Origin of the sequence: Chitinophaga sp. YR573 (assembly GCF_900110995.1) — a bacterium.
Classification (GTDB): domain Bacteria; phylum Bacteroidota; class Bacteroidia; order Chitinophagales; family Chitinophagaceae; genus Chitinophaga.
Map to the genome: position 1 here is coordinate 916,072 of NZ_FOJF01000003.1, position 25,503 is coordinate 941,574.

Below are 25,503 nucleotides of genomic sequence, written 5' to 3' on the forward strand. Positions count from 1 at the left end.
AAAGAATGAAGCTGTCAAAATCTCTACTTAGCGCCATCCTGATCGGTGTTGCCATCCAGACAACCGTTGTTTCCTGTGGAAAAGATGATCAACCAAAGCCAAAAGAAAAGCCCAAGCAGGATCAATCTTTGGGAAATTGCCCTGCCTGTGGTATGGGTTGATAACTGTACGCTGTAATTTCAAAAAGGTGCCTAAAATATTATCAGCTGTTGCCTGTAATCTGGATGCAAATATTCTCTCTGCATGTTTGCCTTTGATGGAGGAGTCCAGGGTAGAAGCCATAGAATGGTCTTTCGATGCATTATACAAAGAAAAAGAAGTGCCTTCCTGGTTCCGGGAGTTGCTGACAGCGTTTAGCAATGAGAAACGGCTGATCGGCCATGGTGTCTTCTTTTCTCTTTTTTCGGGTAAGTGGTTGCCTGAGCAGGAAGCCTGGCTTAAGCAGCTGGAGCAGACTGCTGCTGAGTTCCGGTTCGATCACATTACGGAACATTTTGGCTTCATGACAGGTAAGGATTTTCATCATGGCGCGCCGTTGAATATTCCTTATACTACCACTACTCTCAATATTGGAAGGGACAGGCTGAAGAGGATCTATGAAGCCTGCAGGCGACCTGTAGGTTTAGAGAACCTGGCTTTTTCGTATTCACTGGATGAGGTAAAGCGGCATGGCACCTTTTTGGAACAGCTGCTTGAGCCGGTAAACGGATTTATTATTCTTGATCTTCACAACCTTTACTGCCAGCTCCGGAATTTTGATATTGCATTTGATGAGATGATTGCCCTGTATCCATTGGATAGAGTCCAGGAGATCCATATCTCCGGTGGCAGCTGGGACGATTCTGCTGCAGATCCCAACCGCAGCATAAGGAGGGATACGCATGATGATAGCGTACCTCCTGAGGTTTTTCAGTTGCTGGAAATGACTATTGCACAATGCCCGCATCTTAAATATGTGGTGCTGGAGCAACTGGGTAACGGGCTGGTAACAGAAATGAGCAAACGTTGTTTTTATAATGATTTCCTGCAGATGGAAGAGATTGTTCGTAAGAACAATAATGAAAATGATGCTGGTGCTTCCGATCCCTTTCTTCCGTTATTTCCTTTATCAACAGGTACTGCTGTTGAAGATATGATGTTGTACCAACAGCAGCTGGAACTTTCTTCCATTCTTGAGTCATCTGCTTCGTATGCGGAGGCTATGCATGTGCTCTCGCAGTCTTCCCTGGCTAATTCAGACTGGAGAATAGAGCAATGGGAACCGTATATGATTGAAACTGCTGTTAAAATTGCGCAGAAGTGGAAGAAGTAGGTATTTTATCTAACTGCCCGGATTATTAGTCCGGGCAGTTGAATATCTATTTATTGTTTAACTATTTTCTCGCGGACTATTTTACTTCCATTATTTATCATCAAAAAGTATGTGCCCGGAACAAGTGAACTCACATCAATATTTTGGTTCCCATTATCTATCTTTCCTAACTGCACAGTCTTTACCGCTATACCGTATATGTTCATTATCTGTATAGATGTATTGCTTGCTGCATCTAATCCCTCAAACTGAACAGAAAGATTATTTACTACAGGATTCGGAAAGATTTTTATGTCTGCCGAGGTTTTAGTTGTCACTACACTATCTGGTTTAGGTGCTGCCATACGGGCCGGAGTATATTCACCACCCAGGAAAATCAGACCAATTCCTTCTTGAGCCTGTCCATTACTAAATAACCTGGCTCCTGTTATCAGGTCAGCATATCCGTCCCCATTTACGTCCCCCGCTCCAGCTACTGAAGATCCGAACCAGGAATTGGCCCTGTTGCTCTGTATTAGTCCAACTGGCCAGAAATTCAATCCGGGAGGGTAACCATAATAGAGCCATACCATCCCTTCATCTGTTTGTGATGCACTACTTTCCGCTCTGGGTAAACCTACCACAACGTCATCAAATCCATCTTTATTTACATCCCCGGCAAATGAAATCTGTGATCCATAAAGTGAAGAATCCTGGTCAGGTACGAGGAAGTAAGCTGAAGATATAATCTGATGAGGAGTGGTAACCAAACCAGTATTACTGCCAAGGAAAACATACATTGCTCCCGACTGTATACCATTATGTCCAAGGTCTACAAAATCTTTTGCGCCCACTACAATATCATCATATCCATCACCATTCACATCTCCTCCGCCGGCTATCGCAGAACCAAAAGAAGCTGCCTGATTAGGACGCAATATGGTTTGAGAAGGAGTAGTTGAGACCTGTCCATAACCGCCCCAAAAAACATATAAATCTTCACCGGCTACTACCATCATCTCATGGATACCATCCCCGTTTACATCCCCGGCATCTGCAACCCTTATTCCAAAACCAGTGGTTCCGCTCACCGCAATTTCATCAATAAATGAACTGCCTACTCCCCATACACCACCAGATACAACGGTAACATATCCCGCACCATTACTTGCTCCAATCACAATATCATCAATCAGATCGAAATTGAGGTCTTTCACAATGGCCACACTTATTCCAAAATAATCGCCCTGCCTTGTAGAGCGTATGATATCGGGAGTAGTAGTGATACCTGCTGAAGATCCATAATAAACATATACAGCGCCTGTATCATTACCAAAAGTGCCTGCACGATAAGGTGCACCCACTGCTACATCTGCAAAACCATCACCATTCACATCCCCACCACCGGCTATGTAAAGTCCGAAATGCCCATTCGCGACATTTTTCTCCAGTATGGTGTAATTATTGGGATTAATACCATTGGGTGCGCTACCATAGAAGACAAATACAGCGCCTTCCTGTGCTTCAGGATTGCTGAAATATGGAGCACCTATCATCACATCTGCATAACCGTCCCCATTTATATCTCCTGCACCTGCTACAGAAGTACCCATTTGGGCTCCTACCTGGTTAGATTGCAGAAGGGTACTGGCCGCCTGTATTACCATCGGACCAGCAATACCCCCAATAATAAGTGGGTATGCTGCATGTTTGGCATCCACGGTTATCTCTACCTGGTTGTTCTGAACGGTAAAGTGGGCCGGAAGCTTGTTACCCTTTGCATCCAGGACTTTCAGATCATGGTAAGAAAGCTGTTGCCCTTTGTTTGCAAATGTAAGACCGGTTGCGCTCCTGTACATAGCCTTCCAGCCGTTTGAGGATTGCAGTTGTACCGTTAGTTTATCCTTATCCGAAGGGTGCTCTATGATGAAATTCTGGCGGATCCCCTGTTCATCATTTACATATTCTACAGTGAAGTGATGATCGTGATCAAATTGAACGGTGTTTTCATGCATGGCAACAAGGGGTTGGGCTACGGGTTTATATCCGCCTACTGCTTTTACAGTAAGGTTAAAAGCCCATTGTTGTTCTGCATCCTGTGGCGTGATATTCAATTCATCTGCTGTGAAAGTAGCGCGTAACCCATTTTGACGGTTAGGGCTTTGGTAAATGTTGACATTGTCTTTCTTCCTGATAAAGTATTCAATACGTTCAATCTGCTTTTGCGCTTGTAGTATCTGGCCGTTGTCAATGACCGGCTCTGTATTGGCGCGTACAGTGATGGTAATGAAAAACAGGAAAACTGAAAAGTGGAGTTTTTTCATGATGAGGGTTATTATAGGTTATACATTAGGGTTGATAAGTTCAGGGATATTGTGGGTTATTTTGATTAACTAAAAGTAAAAAAAAATGCTGAAAGTGTTGTGACGGATAATGAAGGTGATTTAGGGTATGTCGGGTTTAACGGGGATGGCTAGGTTTGTTGATCAATAATTATATCTTTACATGTTCATAAACGCTTATATATGTTGATCTCAAAAACCCAATGGAAAATCGAATCTGAGAAAGTCACTATCCGCCCCCACGGTATTGTGTTCATCCTTGCCGGTGTTTTGGCTGTTGTCTTTATTGGGTTGTACCTGTTAGGCCAAAAAGAAAGTCCTGGTGATATGGGTCCTCTGGTAGTAGTAATGGCGCTCATTTGGCTGCTCTTTGTACTGGGTGGTTTTACGTATGTGATCTTCGACCGCAGCGCCGGTCGTATGAAACAGATGCTGTTTGGCTTTCTTCCCATCAGGAATATTCCTTTTGAGAAACTGTACCAGGTAACTATGGTTACCCAACGGGCAGGCGGTTTTAACTTCCGCATCTTTACCAAGGCAAATAAGTATGGAAAGGGTATTATGATAAGTTCCCATTATGGTAAAGATACTGATCCAAACGCGGTAGCATTCAGCAATGAAGTCATTCCCCTGATCCATCAATATCTGGATGCTGTAGCGCCATTAGTACCAGAAAATACAGAGATCACCAGCTACGAATATTTCACCGAAGGTGATGGGATTTATACCCTCAAGGCAAAGAAAGCCGGCCTTATAGTGTTTGGTACCTTCTTCCTGGCCCTCGGTATTCATGAATGTACTCCTTATGCCTGGATGACTGATCTCAATATAGGTGGTAAACTGTTGATGACCGCCTTTCAGATCGGATTGGGTGTGGTGTTTTTTGCTGCCGCTTATACCAGGCTCACTTTCAATACGGGTAGCCGTATTATAGAAAGGAAGAGCCCTATCGGTATAGGCAATCGTCAGTTTAGCTTCGACAGTTTTGTCAATTTCCAGACAGTGCGTAAAACCTATAACGGTGTTTATGCCGGCACAGATATCAATATGCTTTTTGAAGCTGCTGGCAAGAAAAATAATGTACTACGGGCATCTACTTTCAAAAATACGCAGCAGATCGAACGCTTTATGCTGGAGATCGGGAGTATTATGAATAGAATGTGATAAAGGCGGTTGAATGCTCCATATCAGGAGGCTTCCTTTTTCATTTGCGGATAGCATTCAGAGGCTCTGTTGTTACAGCAGGGCCTCTGAATTATTTAGTTATTGCTTAATTATTTTTTCCCGGAATACTTTACTACCATTCTGTATGATAACAAAGTATATTCCCGGGGTAAGTCTGCTAAGATCAATTGATTGCTGATAACTTTCTATGTTACCGACTTTAACAGATTGAACTGATATCCCTTGTACATTCATTACCTGTATATAAGTAGGGTTTTGGATATCTAATCCCTGCAACTGAACAGACAAGTTGTTTACTATCGGGTTGGGGAATATTTTTACAGCCGCAGAAGCAGTATGTTCTATCTCCGGAGCAGCGGCCAGCAACCCTGCACTACCAGCCCCACCATGATAAACAAATCCTGCTCCTTCAAAGAACTGCCCATTGGTATACAACATTGCACCGATAAGCACATCACTATAACCATCCCCATTAACATCGCCCGCACCGTCCACACTAAATCCCAATAATGCGTCCGCCTGGTTAGATTGTATCGTTGATGCAGGAACCGGATTTATGCCATTGGACCGGCCATAATAAACATAAGCCATTCCTTCACCTATCTGGTTGATGTTGTTGTTCTGCGCTCTCGCACCAACTACAATATCGCTGAATCCATCATTATTGATATCTCCGGCAAATGCGAGGCTACCGCTGTAATAAGTCGAATCCACATTTCCTTCCAGGATCGTGGCAGGAATTGTGTCAATACCTGTGGAATTACCATAATAGACATATACTGCGCCTTCCAGGGACTGGCCATTGGAATAATCAGGGAAGCCTATCAATATATCACCATGACCATCATTGTTAATATCTCCGCCACCTGCAAGGGCATATTCGTGAAATGTACCAGGTGCATTCAATATCATAGAACTGGCAGGTGTTACTTCAATACCGGCAGGCCCTCCGAAATATACAAAAATCTTATTGTCGGCTCCAACCACAATATCATTGTAGAGGTCATTATTAATATCCAGTGCCCCCGAAACCTGTGATCCTAAGTGCAATCCGGCTTGATTGCTTTCAATAACAGTCCATGGAGTATATGATATACCCCAGGGACCACCATAAATAAGTGTTACAGTTCCTTCATAAGTTTGTCCATGTGAAGCCCCGCTTGAGCCTACAATTATATCATCGATAAGATCTCCATTTACATCTTTTGTTATTGCTATAGACGATCCAAACTGGCCATAAGCCGGGTCGCCATAGACAGTCTCGGGTGTAGTTTCAATACCAGCTGCAGCGCCATAATATACAGAGATACCGCCCAGACTATTTGCACTGTCTGTGGGAGCAAGTGTTAATATATCGTCGTAGCCATCACCATTGACATCTCCGCCTCCGGCCATATTTGTTCCGTATTGTCCGCCAGCTACGCTTGGTGTCAACAAAGTATACCTGGTTGGATTAATACCACGGGAACTACCATAATATATGAATATAGCACCGTTTCCGCCCTGTGTATTAATATAGGATGGTGCGCAGAGCATAATATCATCATAACCATCGTTGTTGATGTCTCCTGCAGTTGATACCTTATATCCCATCAATGCGTCTACCTTGTTGCTTTGTACAAACGTATTGGCATTCTGCGGAGTACCATTCAATACAATAGGATCAATGGTAACCGGGTAAACCGCTTTTTCAACATCTACTTCTATTTGTACCTGGTTATTCTGTACAGAAAAATGTGCCGATAAGGTGGTACCCTTCGCATCCCATACCTTCAGGTCATTGTAAGAAAGCAGTTGTTGCCTGTTTTTGAATGTGAGATTGGTTTCACTACGTTTGAAAGTTTGCCATCCTTCGGATGCCTGCAGTTGTATACTGAGTTTGTGTGCCTGTACAGCAGGTTTTTGTATGATAAAGTTCTGCCGGATACCCTGATCATTGTTTACATATTCTACTGTATAATGATTATCATGATTAAATTGTATGGTACCATCGTCAATTATGGCTACAGGTTGCTCTGCTGGTTTGTAAAGCGAGCGACCATCAGCAGATACTCCTTTTACAGCAAGCCCGAATGACCATTGCTGTTGTGTGTTCCGGGGTGTAATACTCATTTCCTGGCCAGTATAAACAGCACGCAGGCTATTCTTACGGTTAGTACTCTGGTAGATACCCGCATTGCTTTGCCAGTGGATAAAGTATTCGCTACGAGAGAGTTGTTCCTGTATGTTTTTTTCAATAACAGGTTCTGTATTTGCGTGTACAGTACCGACAGAAAACAGCATAGTAGTAAGAAGGTAGAGTTCTTTCATGGTGAGGGTTATATGGGTTACAGAATATATGTACGGGTTAATTACATTTTTGTGAATATAATAAAAATAATGAATAATTTGAACGAGATGTTCAAAAGTGGAAAATCAAAGACGAGGGATTTTTCAGATTTGAGGTTTGGGAATTTTTTGAGTCCGGGAAGGATGATTCAAAAGAAAAGGCCGAAGATTATATCTTCGACCTTTGTGCCCGGTAGCGGTAAGTTTTTGAACCAACGCCATATGTTTGTGTGATACAAGATAAAAATCAACCAACGTTGAATGTAACTCCTGTCAATTCTTCGGTCAGTTTCCACAATTGTTTGGCACTGGCTTCATCTAAAGAATACGGTTTTACACCATTGGGTATTGATGAATCGATAGCTAATTCGGCTATATCAATATCTTCGAGGTACACACCGCCTGTTTCGTTTAATAGCGGGCTCGTAGCAGCCCATATGGTTGTAGCCGCACCTTGCGGAATGGTTTTAAGCGAATCAATAACTTCCGGTACAGGATTCCCTTTATCATCCAGGAAGCCAAATTGCTGTAATATTTCTACCGGAGCTTCTCTGGTTAATTCTGTTCCCCAAATATTACCGGGGTGTATTGAATATACTCTTATGCCGAATGATTTAGCACGATTGTCCAATTCCAGCGAAAACAGATTGACAGCAGTTTTTGATTGTCCATAACCCTGTAATGTCTGATATTCATGATTTTCAAAATTCGGGTCGTCAAAATTAAAAGGTGCAAAATGGTGTCCCAGTGAAGAAACGTTAATCACTCTTGCGCCATTCGCTTTTTTTAGCGCTTCCCATAATCTGGCAGTAAGGTGAAATACTGAGAGATAATTGGTAGCGAGTTGAGATTCAATACCTCTTGCATCACGGCGTAACGGCACGAACATAATTCCTGCGTTGTTAATGAGCAAGTGTAATGGTCTGCCCGAAGCTAAAAACTTTCTGGCAAAGGCGTCAATAGAAGAGGGATCTATTAAATCCATTTTTTCTATTTCAACATCGGTAATTCCTTTCAGGTTTTCCTTTGCTTTTTCAACATTTCTTGCGGGTACTATAATTGTTGCTCCTGCTTTAGAAAGAGTTTTAACCGTTTCCAACCCAATGCCTGTGTTACCGCCTGTGACGATCGCGATTTTTCCTTTAAGGTCAATTCCTTTAATTACATCACTAGTAGTCGATGTTGCGTTAAATCCTGAACTGATTGGTTGCTGTAAAGCTCCTGCGTAATTATCCTGTGCCATTTTGTTTGTTTTTAAAATCCGTAAATACCGCCGGAGACGGTAACTTTCTCTCCCGTAATCCACGCCGAATCATCAGAAGCAAGAAATACGGCAACCTTTGCAATATCTTCCGGCTGACCAAAACGACCAAGTGGTGTATTGGCAATTAATCTGGCTTCAAAATCGCTGCCGATAATGCCTGCACTATGAGTACCTTCGGTTTCCACACCGCCTGGCAAAATAGAATTGATACGAATATTTTTTACACCCAATTCTTTCGATAAAGCAATAGTAATCGCATCTAACGCTGCTTTGGTTGCAGAATATACCGAGCCTGTGGCCAAAGGCGTATTGCTTGCACCTGAACTGATGTTAATGATGTTTCCGCCTTTATCGCCAAACAGTTTTACGGCTTCACGGATTGCCAGTAAAGACCCTGATACATTGATGTTGAAATGCTGTTGAATAGATTCTGCTGATACCTGCTCAATTGGTGCGTACAGATAAATGCCTGCATTGTTTACCAAAATATCCAATGTGCCGAAAGCATTTTTTGTTTCTTCAAAAAGTCTGATTATATCAGCTTCTTTCGACACATCGCCCTGCACCGAAATTGCCGTACCGCCGTTATCGGTTATGACTTTAACGACTTTATCCGCACCCTCTTTACTTGATGCATAATTCACCACAACTTTTGCACCTTCTGCCGCAAAATATTTAGCGATCGATGCACCTATTCCTTTTGACGCACCTGTAACTATGGCTACTTTGTTTTTTAGTTTATTCATTTTTTCCAATCATTTGATGTGTGAGCTGCAAAATTATGATGATAAGGTTTACTTTAGTAACTTTGTATCAAAAAGTAACAGTAACCTGGAGGTAACAAAGTAACTTATGACGTGCAAAACAGATTTTCAAACAGATCGCAAAAAAGAAATGATGGCTGTGCATGATGCTATGGACGTGCTGAGCGGGAAATGGAAAATTTATATCATCTCATCTATCTGCCATTATAACAAAAGAAGATTTTCTGACATTTTGGATGATGTAGTTGGTATTTCCAACAAAATGTTAAGCAAAGAATTAAAGGATCTGGAGGTAAACAAACTGATCAAACGAACTGTTTTAGACACGCAACCGGTGACTGTTCAGTATGAACTTACAGAACATGGCCTAACGTTAAAGACGATAGTTAACAATCTGACGGAATGGGGAATGGCACACCGAAAGGAAGTTATCGGAAAGAAATAGAAGAATCCAGGAGGATCATTATAAATGGTGTTATATAGGCTCAGATGAACACGAAAAAAGAAAGGTCAGAGATTTTCTCAGACCTTTCCACTAATTATACACTTAATGAAGCAAAAGATTACCTAACTAACAGGTTCTTCTTCTTTTTGGAATTTAGACCAGATATAATTAAAAAGCCAGGCGCCGAAAATCGCATAAACAGGCATTGCCAGGTATGATTGAAATAAGAAAGTTATCAGTAATATAGTTATAGCTATAGAACCCACTACTCCCAGAATAATTCCTATAAGAGCGCCGTTTTTTCTATTTTTATTTCGTTTAAAATAGCCAACCACTCCTCCAATAATTGCACAAATCAATAAAAGTTCTGAGCCCCCTAGTTGAAACATAGTAAAGTTTTTTAGTGTTAAATTATCTTATCATATTGTTGATCTATTCATTACAATAGTTCTTTTGTAATATACTAATTTTTCAATATGTTTTCATATGAGGACGAAAAAGGCGCAGATAAAACAGACAATCCGCTAGCAGGGTGGATTGTCTGTTTTATCTGCACCGGAGTGTACTTTTTTTATTTGATTTACAGAGTAAAATCAGATTACCATTTTGGATTCTGCTTCATTGCAGGATTGCCATTGATTTCTACCAGTGGAATAGGCCAGAGGTAATCGCGTTCAGGATCGAATATTCTGTTTTCCACAATTACCGGCTGGTTTGTGTTGGGATTGATAGCGCCCATTGCCGGTCCTTTCAACACTTCTTCTCCTATCTTCCAACGGCGTATATCAAACAGGCGGGTGCCTTCAAATGCCAGTTCTACTTTTCTTTCCCGGCGGTATAATTCGCGTATTTTTTCCTGTGTATTATACACTGCAGTATTTACATCAGGCATGCCTGCCCTGTTGCGGATCTTATTGAGATACAGCAACACATCCGGATTTTGCCAGTCGTCTGATTCTACGAGTGCTTCTACATAACTCAGTAATATTTCAGCGTAGCGTGTGATCGTAAAGTTTAATGTACCGGCATTATTGCGGGACACATCTTTGGCATCTAGGTATTTCTTTACCCAGAAACCGGTTTGTGTAGATTGTGTTGCCCCCAGCTGATCCACTGATCCTGCGGTGAAGGGGTCCAGCAGACGGTTTACAAATGTTTGTCCCGGGAAAAGAACACTAGCCGCCAGCCTCGGATCTCTGTTATTTTTGTACAGGGGATTTTTCCAGTAATAGGCCAGACTGTCGGCTCCCAGTTCCTGCAATGTTTGGCCCTGCAGTGTTTCGTAAGTATTTACCATGGCTGCCGTAGGGCCGTTACAGGCTTGCCCGGACAGGCTTTTGGGTGCCAGTCTGAAAAATGCACCGGAGTTACCGGTACGGCGGAAGAGAATACGTTCCTTATTTTCCAGTGCATCATAGGTGAATAATTGCGCATAACTGTTAACTCCAGGGGTGGTACTATAGTGCAGGTCATATACTCCCAGACTAATAAGTTTCCTGGCATATTCGATCACCTTTGCATAATTTTTTATGCTGAGAAATAATTGTACCTGCATGGCATAACAGGCTCCTTTTGAAATGCGGTAAGCATCACTGGTAGGATAGGAGGCAGGTAGTATTTCCGCGGCAGAATCTAATTCGGCAGTAATGAAATTTACTACTTCCTCCTGCGTATTGCGTGGTACAGAGGCACCTTCTTCCGGGTCCAGGCTTTTACTCACAATAGGTATTGGGCCAAAGAAAAGAAACAGGTTAAGGTGTGCCCTTGCCCGCAGCGCCCTTGCCTCTGCAGCACGTTGCTCTTTCACTACCGCATTTTCCATGTAGATGCGTGAGTAGTTTTCCAATATGCGGGAAGCATTACGTATGTCTTTATAATTCTGACGATAAATATCGGAAAGGTAACTATCTGTTGCTGTAACTGCCCCCAATGGATAACTGTTCCAGCTACCGAAATTGGCCCGGAATACTGATTCGTCTGTGATGCCGCTCATATGCATGCGGCAGTTTGCCTGGTAGGAAGAAGAAGTAATCAAGGCACCAGGTGACATCTGATTAAGATAGATTACTTCCAGGTAATTGAAAAGGTCGGACTCCAGCCGCCACCATTTTTCATCGGTGGAAGCAGTAGGATTGTCCCTGTTGAGGTAATCTTTGGAACAGCCCCAAAGGAGGACTAACAATAGCAGAGAGATATGAATAGGTTTCATGAGTTAGAATTTAAGGTTAAGACCGAAAGTGTATGTCTTCAGTAATGGCACTGTATTCTGATCACCGCCACTTTCCGGATCAAACAATTTTACTTTCGAGAAGGTGAATACATTTTGTGCATTGAAGTACACACGCAGCATTTTAGCCCTTATTTTTCTGGCTACAGGTGCAGGCAGTGTATAACCCAGTTGTATATAACGAACACGCATGTATTTGCCGCTTACACGCCAGAAATTGGAGAAGTTGGCGTTGGTGCCTGGTGTGGGTGTCAGTCGCGGACGTGAGGCGCCTGTGTTTTGCGGCGTCCAGTAATCCAGCTGCGATTTTTGCGGAGTACCGCTTTCCCCGCCAATATTCAATGGTATGGCCAGGTTACCGCTGTAAAATAACGGGGCGCCGGATTCTCCCGATAATAAAGTCTGGAAGTCTATGTTTTTAAAATTGAAACCAAGGTTGAAGAAGAAGATATCAGTAGGTTCTGTATTACCCAGTGGTACCCGGTCGAGGTTGTTGATGATGGTATCTCCATTGGTATTTATAAAGTGAACATCACCCGCTGCCTGACCATTCATTTTAAGGATCTTAGTATTATCGATATCAGTCTGCTGCAGTAATCCCTGTGTGGCATAACCATAGAACTCTTTTAAGGCGCCACCCTCATACATGATGGTATTGCCGCTGATGATTGGCTGACCATTGTTGGTGAGATGTATAATCTGACTTTTATTCTTACTATAACCTATGCCTGCGTCAACGCTGAAGTTATTGCCAAATGATTTGTGGTAAGATATTTTGATCTCCTGTCCTCGGTTTCTCACGCTACCTACATTAACAGGGGCTCCGTTGTTGCCGGTGCCAATACCAGTACCAGACGTGTAGTTAGGCTGTGGTGTGATGATCATGTCGGTAGTCAGTTTGTTATACCATTCAGCAGTGATACTGATACCTGCTTTAAAATGTATATCTGTACCAACATTCAGTTCTTTTACTTTTTCCCAGCTCAGGTTGGGGTTGCCAATTACGGTTTCTGTACCATTATTGGGGTCGATGGTTGTTTGATAGAGATATGGATCTACGTTATTATTACCCAGCACTCCCCAGGAACCTCTGAGTTTCCAGGCGTCAAGGAACTTAACATGGAAGAAATTTTCCTTGTCTATATTCCAGCCGGCAGCAACAGAAGGAAATATGCCCCATTTTTTATCATTGCCGAACAGGGAAGAGCCATCGCGGCGCAAGCCGGCTTCAAACAAGTAGCGGTCGTCGTAGGTATAAAATACTTTCGCAAATATTGAACGCAGTGCCACATCTTTCCACGAGTCATAAGTGCGTAGTTCCTGTGTATAACCAGCGATAGCATTTACATTGTGTTTGCCGAAATCGTGATTGTAGTCCAGGTTACCCCCAAAGTACAGATAGCTTTCCCTGGCTGTAAGCGTGGCGGTTTTAACCGTCGGATAGTTTACGCCGGCAGTGCGATTGGTATAGTAGTCAAAGAAGATATAAGATTCCTGGTCTGCCTTGTCGATACCAGATGCTATGCGGTAGCTGGCTTGTCCTTTCAGGCTGAGTCCTGGCAGGATATTCCATTGCGGGCGTATGTTGAGTAAAGCCTCATCTCTTGTTTTGCTGAGGGTACCACCTTTTTCCAGCATGGCTACAGGATTCCAGCTCTCACCATAAATACCATAGTAAGTGTAATCAGGATTATCCTCTTTCACTGGATACTTTGAAATGATATTTGGTGGTATGGTGTAGGTGCGCCGGTAGATATCGGTGGTATACCTGTTAGTAGCATAGGGTTGATTTTGAACATTGCGTGAAGCAAAAAGGTCCATATAAATGAAGAAGTTCTTCGTAAGGTCTACGGTAGTATTGGCACGTACAGTGGTCCGACTGTAATCGGAGTTTTTCACATGTCCCTGCTGCCATGTTTGATTGATGGAGAGGGAGAACCGTGCTGCGGTATTACCACCGGAAACCAGGATGGAATGTTGCTGTATTGGAATGGCCTTGCGTAATACCAGGTCGGGCCAGTTGGTGTTAGGGTATTTAACGGGATCGCTGCCGTTTCGCGTCATGAGTATGGTAGAATCGCTGTAGATCGGATTTCCGCCGGAATTTTTCATCGCTTCATTGTTCATTTGCATCCAGGTGGCAGCATCTACAAAGTCGGGCATGTATTGAGGTCGTTGAATACCATAGTATCCGTTGTATTCAATATTGGGGACCCCGGCAACGCCACGTTTGGTGGTAATGATGATAACGCCATTGGCTGCCCTGGCGCCGTACATGGAAGCCGAAGCTGCATCTTTCAATACTGTAATACTTTCAACGGTATTAGGGTCCAGGTTATTCATGTCAAATGGTACACCATCCACCAGCACCAGTGGAGCCGCATTCAGGAGTGTACCTACACCACGTATGCGGATGTCTGCCTGGTCACCACCTACCAGCCCGGTGGACTGAGACACCATAATACCAGTGCCGCCACCCTGAAGTGCCTGGGAGAGTTGCGCAACGGGTTTGTTTTTCACATTCTCCATATTAACGATACTAACAGAGCTGGCTATATTTTTTACTTTCTGTGTGCTAAAGCCCGTTACTACTACCTGGTCTAAAGTCTTAAGATCTTCTCTGAGGGAGATGATCAGGTTTACCTGTTCCTGGTTCACGATGTACTCCTGTGGCTTATAGCCGATCATGGAGATCACCAGTGTGCTGCCTTTGGGTACATGTAGTTCAAAAACTCCGTCCCCATCTGTGGTGATACCTTTGCCAGTGCCTGTCACTTTAATGGTAGCACCTACCAGGGGCCCGGGAGGATCTTTGGCTTCCAGGACACGTCCCAGTACTCTGAGAAGCTTTTCCGGCGGAAAGTTGTCTTTGATAAGCTCCTTTTTCTTTACCACCATCGTTTTGCCGATGATGCTATAGCTCAGTGGCCGATCATTGAAACACAGGTCCAGTACCTGTTTTAGTGAAACATTTTTTACCTGTAATGATACAGGAGCAATAGTAACCAGTTCTTTTTCTTCATACACAACATATACGCCTGCCTGTTTAGCAATTTTTTTCAGCACTGTTTTTAACGGTTCGTTTTTAACAGTAATAGTGATGTTCTGGGAAATACCGCTTGCATAGATATTCATCATTGCCAGCAGCAGGAGGATAGAAGTAATGTGTTTATTTGCAATCGATTGCCGGTTATGGCATGGCGATGTCTTGGGCGCCGCTGTGCGCGGTGCTCCGGTGAAGTAATACGGATGCATAGACTAGTGGAATTTATAGTTGATTTTACATTGGGTGCCGGTAATTTTGGTTGTTTAGGAATGAACGGAGAGGACAGTAAGTTTTCTGTTTTCAAGTTTGCACTCAACTCCGTACAGGTCTAGTATTTTTAGTACGTCCTGCAGATTCATGTCTCTGCCTATCTGGCCACCGAATTTCTTAACGGCTACCTCGTTTGCCGGAGCCTCGATAGCGATCTCTATATCATACCATCTTGCCAGTTGCCGCAGGAAAGCAGGCAAGTCGGTATTTTCCAGTTCAAATCTTCCATTGCGCCAGGCCAGTACATTTTCCAGGTTAACAGTTTGTACTTCCATTTTTCCGGTGGCAGGGTTCAGTTTTGATTGTTGTCCGGGGTGTAGTAAGGCAGATGTATTTCCCTGTAATACTTTTACCGCCCCTTCTATCAGAGTAGTGTTCACTACCTGTTCGTCGTTGTAGGCCATAATGTCGAAACTGGTCCCCAATACCTGTACTTCCATTTCACCTGTTTTTACAATGAAAGGTTGTTTAGCGTCAGGTGCAATTTCAAAGTATGCTTGTCCGTTCAGTATTACTGTTCGGTTATCCTTAAACTTTAATGGGTATTTAAGAGATGAGGCTGCATTGAGCCATGCATGGCTGCCATCAGGAAAGCTTACCTGGAATACACCACCACGGGGCGTCGTAAGCTCATTAAATGCATTGGCTTCATTGCTCTGGCTCTCATACTGTAATTCACCCTTCTTTTGCTGAATAGCCATGTTGCCGGTTTTGATCACCTGGCTACCGGTATCGGTTAATACTACTTTGGAGCCATCTGCAAGAGTCAACACTGCTTTGTTGCCGCCAGGCTTTGTGATCACAGCCAGGGGCTTTGGCTGGTGTTTTGGCAGCAGTGGATAAGTTATCACTGCAAGGACAAGTACGGCTGCTGCAAGCCACCGGTATTTCCGGTAATGACGTGTATCAACCCGTTGCTGGATCTTATCCCACATACGCATGGAAGTATCCTGTGGCAAACGGTTCCCCTGCTGCAGGTTTTCCTGAAAAATGTCTGCTGCCTGCTCCCGGAGTTCCGTAGCATCTGTAGATTCCAGGTATGATTGCAGCCATTGTTCATCTTCCGCACTGCGGTGCGGTGACGAGAGGATCTCTTTTAATCTTTGTTGATCGCTTTTCAAATGCCTGGGTATCTTTATCTATATTATATACAACTGGTAATAATAAAAGGGGGGGGGAGAAGAGAGGATTTTTTTAAAGAATTTTCATCAGCAGGAAAAGAAGCAGGGTAGTATGCTTACGTATGTACTCCCTTAGGGTATACATAACTTCTCCCAGGTATTCCTTTACGGTATATCTGGAAATACCCATCAGCTGTGAAGTCTCTTCATATGTGCGGCCTTCCATCTTACAAAGCTCAAATACGCGCCTTTTTTGCGGGGATAACTGGCTGATGGCAGTTTCCAGTAACTCCCACTGTTTTTCGGCAGTCAGGAAATCATTATCGATAATAGGTTGCAGGATGGCTTCTGCCACTTTTCTTTTTTCACGTAACTCCTTTTTTAGAAGATTAATCGCACGGTTAAATGTAATGGTAAAAAGCCAGGGGCCTAATGGTCTGGCTATATCAATCTCTCTGCGCTTCTCCCAGAGCGTAATAAATGCCTCCTGGACGATATCTTCCGTTTCCGGAGAGGAATGAAGTATCTGGTAAGTTTTACGGTACAGCGCATGATGGTATTTATCATACAGCGCTTTAAAGGCTGTCTGATCGCCGGCGGACAATCCTCTCAGGAGTCCTGTTTCATCGTGGAAGTTTGCTGGGTTAATCAATAACTGGAATTCTAGATGATGATTACCAAAATACCAAAAAGATAGCAACTAACCTGATAGTGAATTGATAAAAGCTGATGGTAGATTGTATGAAATGCCTGTCAGGGTGAATCTGTATATGAATTAAACGCAATGAAATAGATAAAAAAGTACTATACCTGTGGCATAAGTTAGCATACTTTTGAAAAGCTTAACTAATTATAAAAAGTAATGCCACGTTTTTCACTTAATGTTATTTTAATCATCACGTTATGTACAGGCACCGCTACGGCTCAAAAGGGATTTATAACAAGGTCCGGGCATCAGTTCTCTCTTAACAATAAGCCTTACTACTATATTGGTACTAACTATTGGTACGGTGGTTTGCTGGCGTTGCAGAAAAATGGTAAAGAACGGTTAAAGAAAGAGTTGGATTTCCTGAAGAGTCAGGGGGTGAACAACCTGCGGATACTGGTAGGAACAGAGGGAAAAGGACTGGTAAATGGAGTAGAGCGGGTAAAACCAGCCTTCCAGTTTGAGCAGGGGAAATTCAATATGGAGATATTGGGTGGTCTTGACTTCCTCCTGTACGAAATGGGTAAAAGGAAGATGTATGCCGTATTGTTCCTGAGTAATAACTGGGAATGGAGCGGTGGCTTTTTACAGTACCTCAACTGGAATGGGGTCATTACTGATTCAGTCATGCGGAGTAAGCTGAACTGGGATGACCTTCGGGAGAATACCAGTAAATTCTATTCCTGCGGGCCTTGTCAGAAGGATTATGAGAATCAGTTACGACTGGTATTGAATCATGTAAATGAATATACTAAACATAAGTATATTGATGAACCCTCTATAATGGCCTGGGAATTGGCAAATGAGCCACGACCTATGCTCACCACTGCTGTGGACAAGTACAAACAGTGGACCTCTTCCGTAGCCAAACTGATCAAATCGATAGACCGCAATCACCTGGTAACCCTGGGTACAGAAGGAATTATGGGTACAGATGAATCTGCGGACCTGTTTAAAGAAATTCATCAGCCCAAAGAAGTCGATTATTTAACCATACATATCTGGCCCAAGAACTGGGGATGGTTTAAGGATACCAGTATTGCAGCCAGTCTGCCCGTATTGATTTCAAAAACACAACAATACATCAGGCAACATGAAGAAATCGCCAGTGAACTGAATAAACCACTGGTAGTAGAAGAGTTTGGCCTGCCTCGTGACAATCATTCGTTTGATCCGGCATCTTCCAGTTATTCACGTGATAAAATGTACGATGCCGTCTTTGCTGAATGGGCAAGAAGCCGGAAACAGGGAGGAGTGATCGCAGGATGTAGTTTCTGGGCATTTGCAGGAACTGCGAGGCCGGTTCCCGGACAAATATTCTGGAAAGAAGGAGATGATCTGATGGGTGATCCCCCACAGGAAGAACAGGGTTTAAACTCCGTCTTCGATTCTGATAACATCACCTGGAAAATCATCCGCACCTATACAATAAATTAAATATCAGTTATGAAAAAAGTACTCTTATTAGTTGCAATTGTTGCGGCCTCATTCAATGGTTATACACAATCGATCGATCAGAAAGTGGAGTCCCTGTTAGCGAAAATGACACTCGAAGAAAAAGCGGGACAGATGACTCAGATCAGTGTGGAAGCCTTCCTTAAAACTACGAATGGTGTTTTGAACGAACCTCATGAAATTGATATAGCCAAATTAGAGGAAGCGATCAAAAAATATAAAGTAGGTTCTATTCTCAATGTAGGAGGTAATGCACAAACAGTAGAGGTCTGGAGGAACAGGATAGAAACTATCCAGAAAATTGCACTCCAGGAACGCCTTAAAATCCCCGTACTGTATGGAATTGATGCCATCAGGGGAAATAATTATACATCAAATTCAGTGATGTTCCCTCAGCAGATCGCGCAGGCTGCTTCCTTTAATCCCGCAATGGCTAAAAAGGCTGCTGAAGTAACTGCTTATGAAACACGCGCTTCTTTTATTCCCTGGAATTTTAGTCCGGTGCTTGATCTTGGACGCCAGCCTGTCTGGCCCCGTATCTGGGAAACATATGGTGAAGACCCTTACCTTATCAGTGAAATGGGCAAAGCCGTGGTTCAGGGATACCAGGGAGATAATGTAGTGACCGACAAATACCATGTTGCAGCCTGTCTTAAACATTATATGGGCTATAGTATGCCTTTAAGCGGACATGATCGTACTCCTGCCTGGATACCTGAAAGGGAAATGCGTGAATACTTCCTTCCTCAGTTTGCCGCTGCTGTAAAAGCCGGTGCAAAGAGTGTAATGGTAAACAGCGCCGAGATCAATGGGGTGCCTGTACATGCCAACAAACACATTTTAACCGATATCCTTAAAGGTGAACTGGGATTCCAGGGACTGGTAGTAAGCGACTGGCAGGATATCCAATATCTTTATCTGCGTCACAGAGTGGCAAAGGACAATAAAGAAGCTGTAATGATCGCTATTAATGCCGGTATCGACATGAGTATGGTCCCTACTGATTATACCTTTACAGCCGATTTAATCGAACTGGTAAAAGAAGGGAAGATCCCTATGTCACGTATCGATGATGCGGTAAAAAGGATCCTGAGAGTAAAATATGAAACCGGTCTTTTTGAGAACCCGGTCGGCAAATCCCAGGACTATCCATTGTTTAACAGTGTAGCTCATAATAAACTGAACTACGACCTGACAGCTGAATGTATCACTTTACTCAAAAATACCAATAACATTCTTCCATTGACTCCGGGCAAAAAGATCCTGGTATCCGGTCCTGCTGCCAATTCAATGCGTTCTTTAAATGGTGGATGGTCACGTATCTGGCAGGGTACTACCAGTGATGAAACTGAAAAGGATAAGAACACTATCCTGGAAGCCATTCAGCATGTGTTTGGTGCTGCTAATGTACAATATAGTGAAGGAGCCGGTTTTGATAAAACACTGGATATTCAGGATGCAGTATCGAAGGCTGCCAATGTTGATGTGATCGTACTTTGTATCGGCGAAACCAGCTATACTGAAACACCTGGCAATATCGGAGATTTAAGGATATCTGATTCTCAGATTGAACTTACCCGCGCTTTAGCTGCTACAGGAAAACCGATTGTGTTTGTACTGACAGAAGGCCGTCCGCGTATTATATCTTCTATAGAACCACTCAGTGCTGCCGTACTTCATTCCTATTTGTCAGGAAATGAAGGCGGAAACGTGATTGCAGATGTGCTGGCAGGTAAGATCAATCCTTCCGGGAAACTGCCTTATACTTATCCTCGTTCTACCAACAGCCTGATAAACTATTATCATAAATATACTGAAACACTGAAGTTTGATGAAATGGCAGGATTTAATCCTCAGTGGGAATTTGGATATGGATTAAGTTATACTCAATTCTCTTATTCCAACCTGAAACTGAGCAATACAACACTTACAGATGCTAAAGCTATTACTGTATCAGTTGATGTGACCAACTCAGGTAAAATAGCAGGTAAAGAGACCGTATTACTGTTTGTAAGTGATGAAGTAGCTTCTATCACTCCTGAGGTAAAGCGTTTACGGGCATTTGAGAAAATTGACCTTCAGCCGGGGCAGACCAAAACAGTTTCTTTCACAATAGATAAAGAACGACTTTCCTTTATTAATGCACAATTACAACGGGTTACAGAACCTGGTGATTTCTCCGTTTCTGTAGGAGGTCTGAAAACCGCTTTCAAATATGAGTGATCCTGCTTAAAACTGTATACAGGAAAGGCTGTCTCAGTATGAGATAGCCTTTCTTTTTAGTGCTAAAAATACAAACTAGTTGGTATTGTTACGAAGCGTGTAACGATATAACTTGCCTTGTTATAAAATCCACACATGCAAAACTGGGTATTTAAAGCGCTGAAAAGTTTATTCGGCTTATTGTTTTTTCATTTCTATGAAATATTTGCCGACCTATTCTCAAAAATGGATAATATTCCATGGCGTCACCTGGTTGCAGACTTTTTCAGTATTGTGAGAAGTTCAGGAATGTTTTCAGTACTTAATATCGTCGCCTTTTTTGTTTTTACAATATTACCACAGGGCAGAGATGTATTACTGATAGTGGTGGAGGAAATAGCTGTTCAGCACCGGTTTGGTAATCTTATCTCTATGTTGATCGGCGCATTTATCTGGAGTGTGGTATCCGAATATGGTTGCCGGTATGCGATCTACGTGACAGATAATTCAGGAAAGAGTTTGTCTGATGAGCGGATAGAGTGGAAAAAAGCAGTGGAGAAGTTAGTGGCCCAGATGTTTTTGCTCACGCCATTTTTGATTCTTTTTACCGGATTCCTGATCAACTATCTGAATGAAAGCTCACTTGAGCCAACTGAGAAGAAAATAGGTTTTGGCGTGCCGGTGGCTTGTCTTTATCTGGTGCTGAATGTTGTCGCGAAAGCATACTTCTCAAAGGAGAAAAAAGGACTGATGTCGCTGAGGATCTTTTCTCTGATGGAGTTACCTGCAATTGAAAACAAATGGTGTAATAAACTGATTGGGATCTATAATGATTATGTTTTTACATTGCGTAAACCTTCTAATTTTTCTTCAGCAATAAATCCGCCGTTTATTGTTTTTTCAGATAATTTTCTCCGGCTGGATGATACCGGGCGTATGAAGTTCCTGCAGCAGCCGGCGAATATGGTTAAGGAAGCAATGGTGCCGGAAGAGTTTGAACCATTATCATTTTCAGAGCACAACGAGCAGGAAGATGAACAGTATAAATGGATTTACCGCATTCCCATTTCGTTTTATAAAACCCTGCATTTACAGTTAAAAATAATAGTATTTGCAAGCCTTACCATTTTTATTATTATTTGTTTGCTGCCATTGTCTTATTATGAAGTGATTGGTTCTCCCGGACTGGTCATTATTGCGTTTACCTGCTGGGGTGGAATTTATGCAGGTATATTATACCTGGATCATGCCATATTGCGTAATAGTAAATTCTCGTTGCGGTTTTTACTATGTGTATTATTAGTGATAAGCTCATTAATTAATAATGATCACCCGGTTCGGTATAATGAACATGGCCTTACCGATAACAGGCCCGTATTATCTTCTCATTTTGACAAATGGTTTGAAAAATATAAAGAGGATTCTGTTTCCTCAATGTACAAGTTTAACTGGATTAAAGATACTCCATACCAGAAAGTGAGATACCCGGTTATTTTTGTCTGTGCAGAAGGTGGCGCATTGAGGACAGGTGCATTTGCTGCTCAGACGCTGAGTTTCCTGCAGGATAATTTTCTTCGGGTCAAGGACTCTTTCCTTTATAAAAAAGCTCTGTGTATGGACAAGGCTGCAATGGACTCTAACAAGCCGGCTACTTATGTCATAGACTATAACGCAAAGAAGATGTGGCAACAGGAGAGAGGTAATGATTTTAAAAAGTCTATCTATGCTTACTCCGGAGTTTCAGGAGGTTCACTGGGATTGGCATTTTTTAATGCGATTGCCTATTTGGTCCCGTCTGAGAAATGGAAGGCAGATTCGTTGTCTAAGCTTACACAAGCATTTTTTGACCAGGATTATTTGTCGCCGGTAATTGGTAAAATGTTTTATGGCGATTTTTTGAATCTTTTTATTCCTTTTCATATTGAACGTTTTGACCGGGCTATTGCACTGGAGAAAAGCTGGGAGAAAGGTTTTATGAGAACTATACTCCCCAATGCTACAGACATATTCTCTGATGATTATCTGGGACTCTATAATAATGACCATTTGCATCCTGCAATGTTCATTAATACGACTGAAGTTGAGAGCGGAAAACAATGCTGGTTGAGTAATGTGAAACCTGATAAGGAGATGTGTTTTTCTGATGAAAGAGATCTGTTTAACACCAAAATAAAGGGCGGCATTAATTTCAGCACGATGATCAACTTCAGTTCCCGGTTCCCGCTTTTCTCTCCTGGTGCAAATCTCATGCAGAATGAGAACTTTAAATTACATTATGTAGATGGTGGTTATGTTGAAAATACAGGGGCCGGAACAATGCTTGAGATACTTGAGTCCCTGAAAGAGAATTCTAAGTATTTCAAAAATGATGAAGTTGTGCCGTTTGTTTTTGTATTGCGGTTTGGGGATGATAAAGATGATGATTTTAAAGATCTCAGTGTTGGCAATGAAATGCTGGAAGTCGTAACCGGAATTTACAATACGAGGATAGGACGTACCAGTACCGCAATGGCTCAGCTTGAAAGATTTACAGAAAAAAAGCTGAATGGTAAGTTTATCCAACTTTGTCTAAGTACGTCTGGTAGTCAGGTACCCTTAAACTGGGTATTGTCATCCAGCAGTCTGGATAATCTGAAAAAAGATATAGAGAACAAATGGCAGAAGAAACAGGAAAATCAGCTGAATAAATTTTTCCTGCTGAACGGGGAGTGTGTAAGGGCTTGTGGATATTAAAATCTAATCCCAGGGGCTATAAAATGGCGAAACGCCGGAGATCAATCTCCGGCGTTTCGCCATTTTGACTCAGGGGTTGAAAAAATAACTTTGTATTTCAAAGTGCTTTTGTATCTTTATGTTATCGAATGATTTTTACAATCCTAAATTATTATCAAAATGAAAACATTTAGCGTTGTTACCTCTATATCAATGGTATTAACCCTTATGGTAGCAGTACTCAGCATTCTTGGCATTACAATCACCGGTCTTTATCCGGGGATTATTGTGTTATTATTAGTGGCCCTGATTCCAATTGCTTCTAAGTTTTACGCTAAAAAAATTACTGGCAGGTCCGATGATTTCCGGAGAAATTATTATACGACTTTCACAATTATTAATTTGCTGTCAATCCTGGTTGTGTTATGGATGACATTTGTAATCGTGCATGATCGTGTTCTTCATGACTGTTGTTGATTTTTGGATAATTATAATATTTGAAAGATTTTTCTTTTCTTGAGAAAAAAACTTGAAAACGATCTTTTTAGCCCTTTCCGTTGCGACTCTCTTATTTGCATGTACTTTGACTATCAATGCATAAACCAAAGACTTAGAAACGCAGTATAAAGTGTTTAGGAGTATAGATGTTATTGATCAATAACATCTGGCACGAAGATTATGTAATCAAACTGAGACGTTACCCAAACTTTTAATATTGGTAAAATTCACGAGATTTGTATTTCAACCCATTTTGCACAACTCTAGACCCACTTCACGATTATGAAATTATTTACGTTTACACTGGCTTTTCTTGTCACACTTACTTCCTTTGGGCAGGCAAAAAGATTTGACCTGGTTATAAAGAATGCAAAAGTCTTTAACAGCAGAACAGGGGCCCTTGTATCAAACCAAACGATCCTCATAAAAGATGGTATTATTTCGAACGTAACCAGCGGTCAGAAAAGCTTTACTGCTATGAATACGATCGACGCCCAGGGGAAACTGGTAACTCCGGGATTTGTAGACACACATATTCATCCCACTGATGTTTATCGCAGCTATGGGCCCTTACCTGAGTATTTTTCCAAAGATTCTTTAGAAGTTTATAGAAAACGACTTTCCGATATTTATTTGCCTTATGGGGTGACCATCGCAATGATCATGGGACAATCTGAAAAATGGTTACCGCAGATAATTAACTGGCATAATGATCCTCAACCAAATCTTCTGGATATCTATACCGTAGGCGGGGCATTCGTTTCAAACGAAGGCCGCAAACCTTATATTAATCATGTTATTGTGGAATCTCCCTGGGCTGCAAAACAAAAGGTGATCTCCTACCAACAGTTGGGCATCAGGCATATCAAACTTTACTGGAAGCTGCGTAGACCGGAATTTGAAGCGGCGTTTAAGACGACTGATAGCCTGGGAATGAGAATTTACGGGCATGTTGACCAGAATATCATGTTTATAGATACTGCATTAACTATTGGCTTACGCAACTATGAACATATATTAACTTTGGTGAACAGCGTTCTGTATATGCGAAATGATGGCAAAGATTTCAGTCTGGATATGCAAAAATATTACGGCCCGGGCCATGCGAACGGCCAGTTGGAGAGGTTGGAAATGTTTCGGTTTATCCATGACAAAAAGCCGGCAGCGATAGATACATTGATCGGCAAGCTTTCAAAAAGCAATGCGACATTTTCTACATCGATCCACCTGATGGCCGAGCCGTTTGGGTTGACCTATTTTACTAACAAGATGGATACCTCTTTATCCGAAGCGCAATTAACCAGGTGCCGGGAGAATTTTAAAATATTTATGGGCTATGTCAAACAGGCATTTGACAAAGGAATAATACTCCGGATTGGCACTGACTGGCCTAATGGCGGCAAGGCAATAATCTCCGAGCAGCTACTGTTGGCTAAATATGGATTTACAGTCCCTTCAATTCTACAGATCTCAACTATAAATGGGGCAACTGCTTTGGGCATTGATGACAAATATGGCTCGATTGAAAAAGGAAAGAAAGCCGATCTACTTATTTGGAACAATAGCCCTTTTGACAATTATAAAAACTTTCTAACTGACAAGACAATTATTAAAGATGGTGTCGTTTTAAAAATGTAACCTGTAACA

The 25,503-nt window shown here is 42.2% G+C and carries 17 protein-coding genes; 8 read left to right on the top strand and 9 right to left on the bottom strand.

Annotation, left to right across the window (positions count from 1 at the left end; translation table 11 throughout):
* Positions 1–5 precede the first annotated feature (5 nt).
* Positions 6–161, top strand: coding sequence for a chryseobasin-related MNIO class RiPP peptide (locus BMW86_RS32945; protein ID WP_177189441.1), 156 nt, complete (start codon positions 6–8; stop codon positions 159–161).
* 26 nt (positions 162–187) lie between these two features.
* On the top strand, positions 188–1,312 hold the full coding sequence (locus BMW86_RS30155; protein ID WP_255373044.1) for a multinuclear nonheme iron-dependent oxidase: 1,125 nt from the start codon (positions 188–190) through the stop codon (positions 1,310–1,312).
* A gap of 50 nt (positions 1,313–1,362) precedes the next feature.
* On the opposite strand, the gene BMW86_RS30160 is transcribed toward BMW86_RS30155, so the two are convergent.
* Entirely contained in the window at positions 1,363–3,615 is a 2,253-nt protein-coding gene (locus BMW86_RS30160; protein ID WP_089787334.1) for an FG-GAP-like repeat-containing protein, read from the bottom strand.
* A gap of 201 nt (positions 3,616–3,816) precedes the next feature.
* Here BMW86_RS30160 and BMW86_RS30165 point away from each other — a divergent pair, with 201 nt between their 5' ends.
* On the top strand, positions 3,817–4,797 hold the full coding sequence (locus tag BMW86_RS30165; RefSeq protein ID WP_089787336.1) for a hypothetical protein: 981 nt from the start codon (positions 3,817–3,819) through the stop codon (positions 4,795–4,797).
* Between the two features lie 99 nt (positions 4,798–4,896).
* Here the strand turns inward: BMW86_RS30165 and BMW86_RS30170 are convergent, their stop codons facing one another.
* The 3 genes from BMW86_RS30170 to BMW86_RS30185 all read right to left on the bottom strand — a co-directional run bounded on the left by BMW86_RS30170 (position 4,897) and on the right by BMW86_RS30185 (position 9,156).
* On the bottom strand, positions 4,897–7,128 hold the full coding sequence (locus tag BMW86_RS30170) for an FG-GAP-like repeat-containing protein (RefSeq protein ID WP_089787338.1): 2,232 nt from the start codon (positions 7,126–7,128) through the stop codon (positions 4,897–4,899).
* 265 nt (positions 7,129–7,393) lie between these two features.
* A complete protein-coding gene (locus tag BMW86_RS30180) occupies positions 7,394–8,389 on the bottom strand; it encodes an SDR family NAD(P)-dependent oxidoreductase (RefSeq protein ID WP_089787343.1) in 996 nt (331 codons plus the stop codon).
* An 11-nt stretch (positions 8,390–8,400) separates the two neighbouring features.
* Positions 8,401–9,156: an SDR family NAD(P)-dependent oxidoreductase gene (locus BMW86_RS30185; RefSeq protein ID WP_089787345.1), complete on the bottom strand. Its 756-nt coding sequence runs from the start codon at positions 9,154–9,156 to the stop codon at positions 8,401–8,403.
* 106 nt (positions 9,157–9,262) lie between these two features.
* On the opposite strand from BMW86_RS30185, the gene BMW86_RS30190 reads away from it, so the two are divergent.
* Positions 9,263–9,619 (top strand): winged helix-turn-helix transcriptional regulator, encoded by a 357-nt coding sequence (locus BMW86_RS30190; protein ID WP_177189442.1) that lies wholly within the window; start codon positions 9,263–9,265, stop codon positions 9,617–9,619.
* A 122-nt stretch (positions 9,620–9,741) separates the two neighbouring features.
* Here BMW86_RS30190 and BMW86_RS30195 read toward each other — a convergent pair whose 3' ends face one another.
* From BMW86_RS30195 to BMW86_RS30215, 5 genes are all read right to left on the bottom strand, one after another.
* Positions 9,742–10,008: a DUF5518 domain-containing protein gene (locus BMW86_RS30195; protein WP_089787347.1), complete on the bottom strand. Its 267-nt coding sequence runs from the start codon at positions 10,006–10,008 to the stop codon at positions 9,742–9,744.
* Positions 10,009–10,217: 209 nt separating this feature from the next.
* Positions 10,218–11,828 carry a RagB/SusD family nutrient uptake outer membrane protein gene (locus BMW86_RS30200; RefSeq protein WP_089787349.1) on the bottom strand — a complete coding sequence of 537 codons (1,611 nt, stop codon included), beginning with the start codon at positions 11,826–11,828 and terminating at the stop codon, positions 10,218–10,220.
* Between the two features lie 3 nt (positions 11,829–11,831).
* Positions 11,832–15,101, bottom strand: coding sequence for a TonB-dependent receptor (locus tag BMW86_RS30205; protein WP_089787351.1), 3,270 nt, complete (start codon positions 15,099–15,101; stop codon positions 11,832–11,834).
* Positions 15,102–15,155: 54 nt separating this feature from the next.
* A complete protein-coding gene (locus tag BMW86_RS30210; protein ID WP_089787353.1) occupies positions 15,156–16,283 on the bottom strand; it encodes a FecR family protein in 1,128 nt (375 codons plus the stop codon).
* Between the two features lie 73 nt (positions 16,284–16,356).
* Positions 16,357–16,935: an RNA polymerase sigma factor gene (locus BMW86_RS30215; RefSeq protein ID WP_177189443.1), complete on the bottom strand. Its 579-nt coding sequence runs from the start codon at positions 16,933–16,935 to the stop codon at positions 16,357–16,359.
* A 210-nt stretch (positions 16,936–17,145) separates the two neighbouring features.
* Between BMW86_RS30215 and BMW86_RS30220 the strand changes: the two genes are divergently transcribed.
* The 4 genes from BMW86_RS30220 (at position 17,146) to BMW86_RS30240 (ending at position 25,494) form a co-directional block, all read left to right on the top strand.
* On the top strand, positions 17,146–18,426 hold the full coding sequence (locus tag BMW86_RS30220) for a glycoside hydrolase 5 family protein (protein WP_089787358.1): 1,281 nt from the start codon (positions 17,146–17,148) through the stop codon (positions 18,424–18,426).
* Positions 18,427–18,435: 9 nt separating this feature from the next.
* On the top strand, positions 18,436–20,667 hold the full coding sequence (locus BMW86_RS30225; RefSeq protein ID WP_089787360.1) for a glycoside hydrolase family 3 N-terminal domain-containing protein: 2,232 nt from the start codon (positions 18,436–18,438) through the stop codon (positions 20,665–20,667).
* 135 nt (positions 20,668–20,802) lie between these two features.
* Positions 20,803–23,379, top strand: coding sequence for a hypothetical protein (locus BMW86_RS30230; protein WP_089787362.1), 2,577 nt, complete (start codon positions 20,803–20,805; stop codon positions 23,377–23,379).
* Positions 23,380–24,138: 759 nt separating this feature from the next.
* Positions 24,139–25,494, top strand: a complete 1,356-nt coding sequence (locus tag BMW86_RS30240; RefSeq protein ID WP_089787366.1) for an amidohydrolase family protein — start codon at positions 24,139–24,141, stop codon at positions 25,492–25,494.
* The last annotated feature ends 9 nt before the right edge of the window (positions 25,495–25,503 follow it).

What these genes read in the sequence shown, in the direction of transcription:
- BMW86_RS32945 (WP_177189441.1), top strand. Translation starts at nt 6, where the DNA reads ATGAAGCTGTCAAAATCTCTACTTAGCGCCATCCTGATCGGTGTTGCC.
- BMW86_RS30160 (WP_089787334.1), bottom strand. Translation starts at nt 3,615, where the DNA reads ATGAAAAAACTCCACTTTTCAGTTTTCCTGTTTTTCATTACCATCACT.
- BMW86_RS30165 (WP_089787336.1), top strand. Translation starts at nt 3,817, where the DNA reads ATGTTGATCTCAAAAACCCAATGGAAAATCGAATCTGAGAAAGTCACT.
- BMW86_RS30170 (WP_089787338.1), bottom strand. Translation starts at nt 7,128, where the DNA reads ATGAAAGAACTCTACCTTCTTACTACTATGCTGTTTTCTGTCGGTACT.
- BMW86_RS30180 (WP_089787343.1), bottom strand. Translation starts at nt 8,389, where the DNA reads ATGGCACAGGATAATTACGCAGGAGCTTTACAGCAACCAATCAGTTCA.
- BMW86_RS30185 (WP_089787345.1), bottom strand. Translation starts at nt 9,156, where the DNA reads ATGAATAAACTAAAAAACAAAGTAGCCATAGTTACAGGTGCGTCAAAA.
- BMW86_RS30190 (WP_177189442.1), top strand. Translation starts at nt 9,263, where the DNA reads ATGACGTGCAAAACAGATTTTCAAACAGATCGCAAAAAAGAAATGATG.
- BMW86_RS30195 (WP_089787347.1), bottom strand. Translation starts at nt 10,008, where the DNA reads ATGTTTCAACTAGGGGGCTCAGAACTTTTATTGATTTGTGCAATTATT.
- BMW86_RS30200 (WP_089787349.1), bottom strand. Translation starts at nt 11,828, where the DNA reads ATGAAACCTATTCATATCTCTCTGCTATTGTTAGTCCTCCTTTGGGGC.
- BMW86_RS30205 (WP_089787351.1), bottom strand. Translation starts at nt 15,101, where the DNA reads ATGCATCCGTATTACTTCACCGGAGCACCGCGCACAGCGGCGCCCAAG.
- BMW86_RS30220 (WP_089787358.1), top strand. Translation starts at nt 17,146, where the DNA reads ATGCCACGTTTTTCACTTAATGTTATTTTAATCATCACGTTATGTACA.
- BMW86_RS30225 (WP_089787360.1), top strand. Translation starts at nt 18,436, where the DNA reads ATGAAAAAAGTACTCTTATTAGTTGCAATTGTTGCGGCCTCATTCAAT.
- BMW86_RS30230 (WP_089787362.1), top strand. Translation starts at nt 20,803, where the DNA reads ATGCAAAACTGGGTATTTAAAGCGCTGAAAAGTTTATTCGGCTTATTG.
- BMW86_RS30240 (WP_089787366.1), top strand. Translation starts at nt 24,139, where the DNA reads ATGAAATTATTTACGTTTACACTGGCTTTTCTTGTCACACTTACTTCC.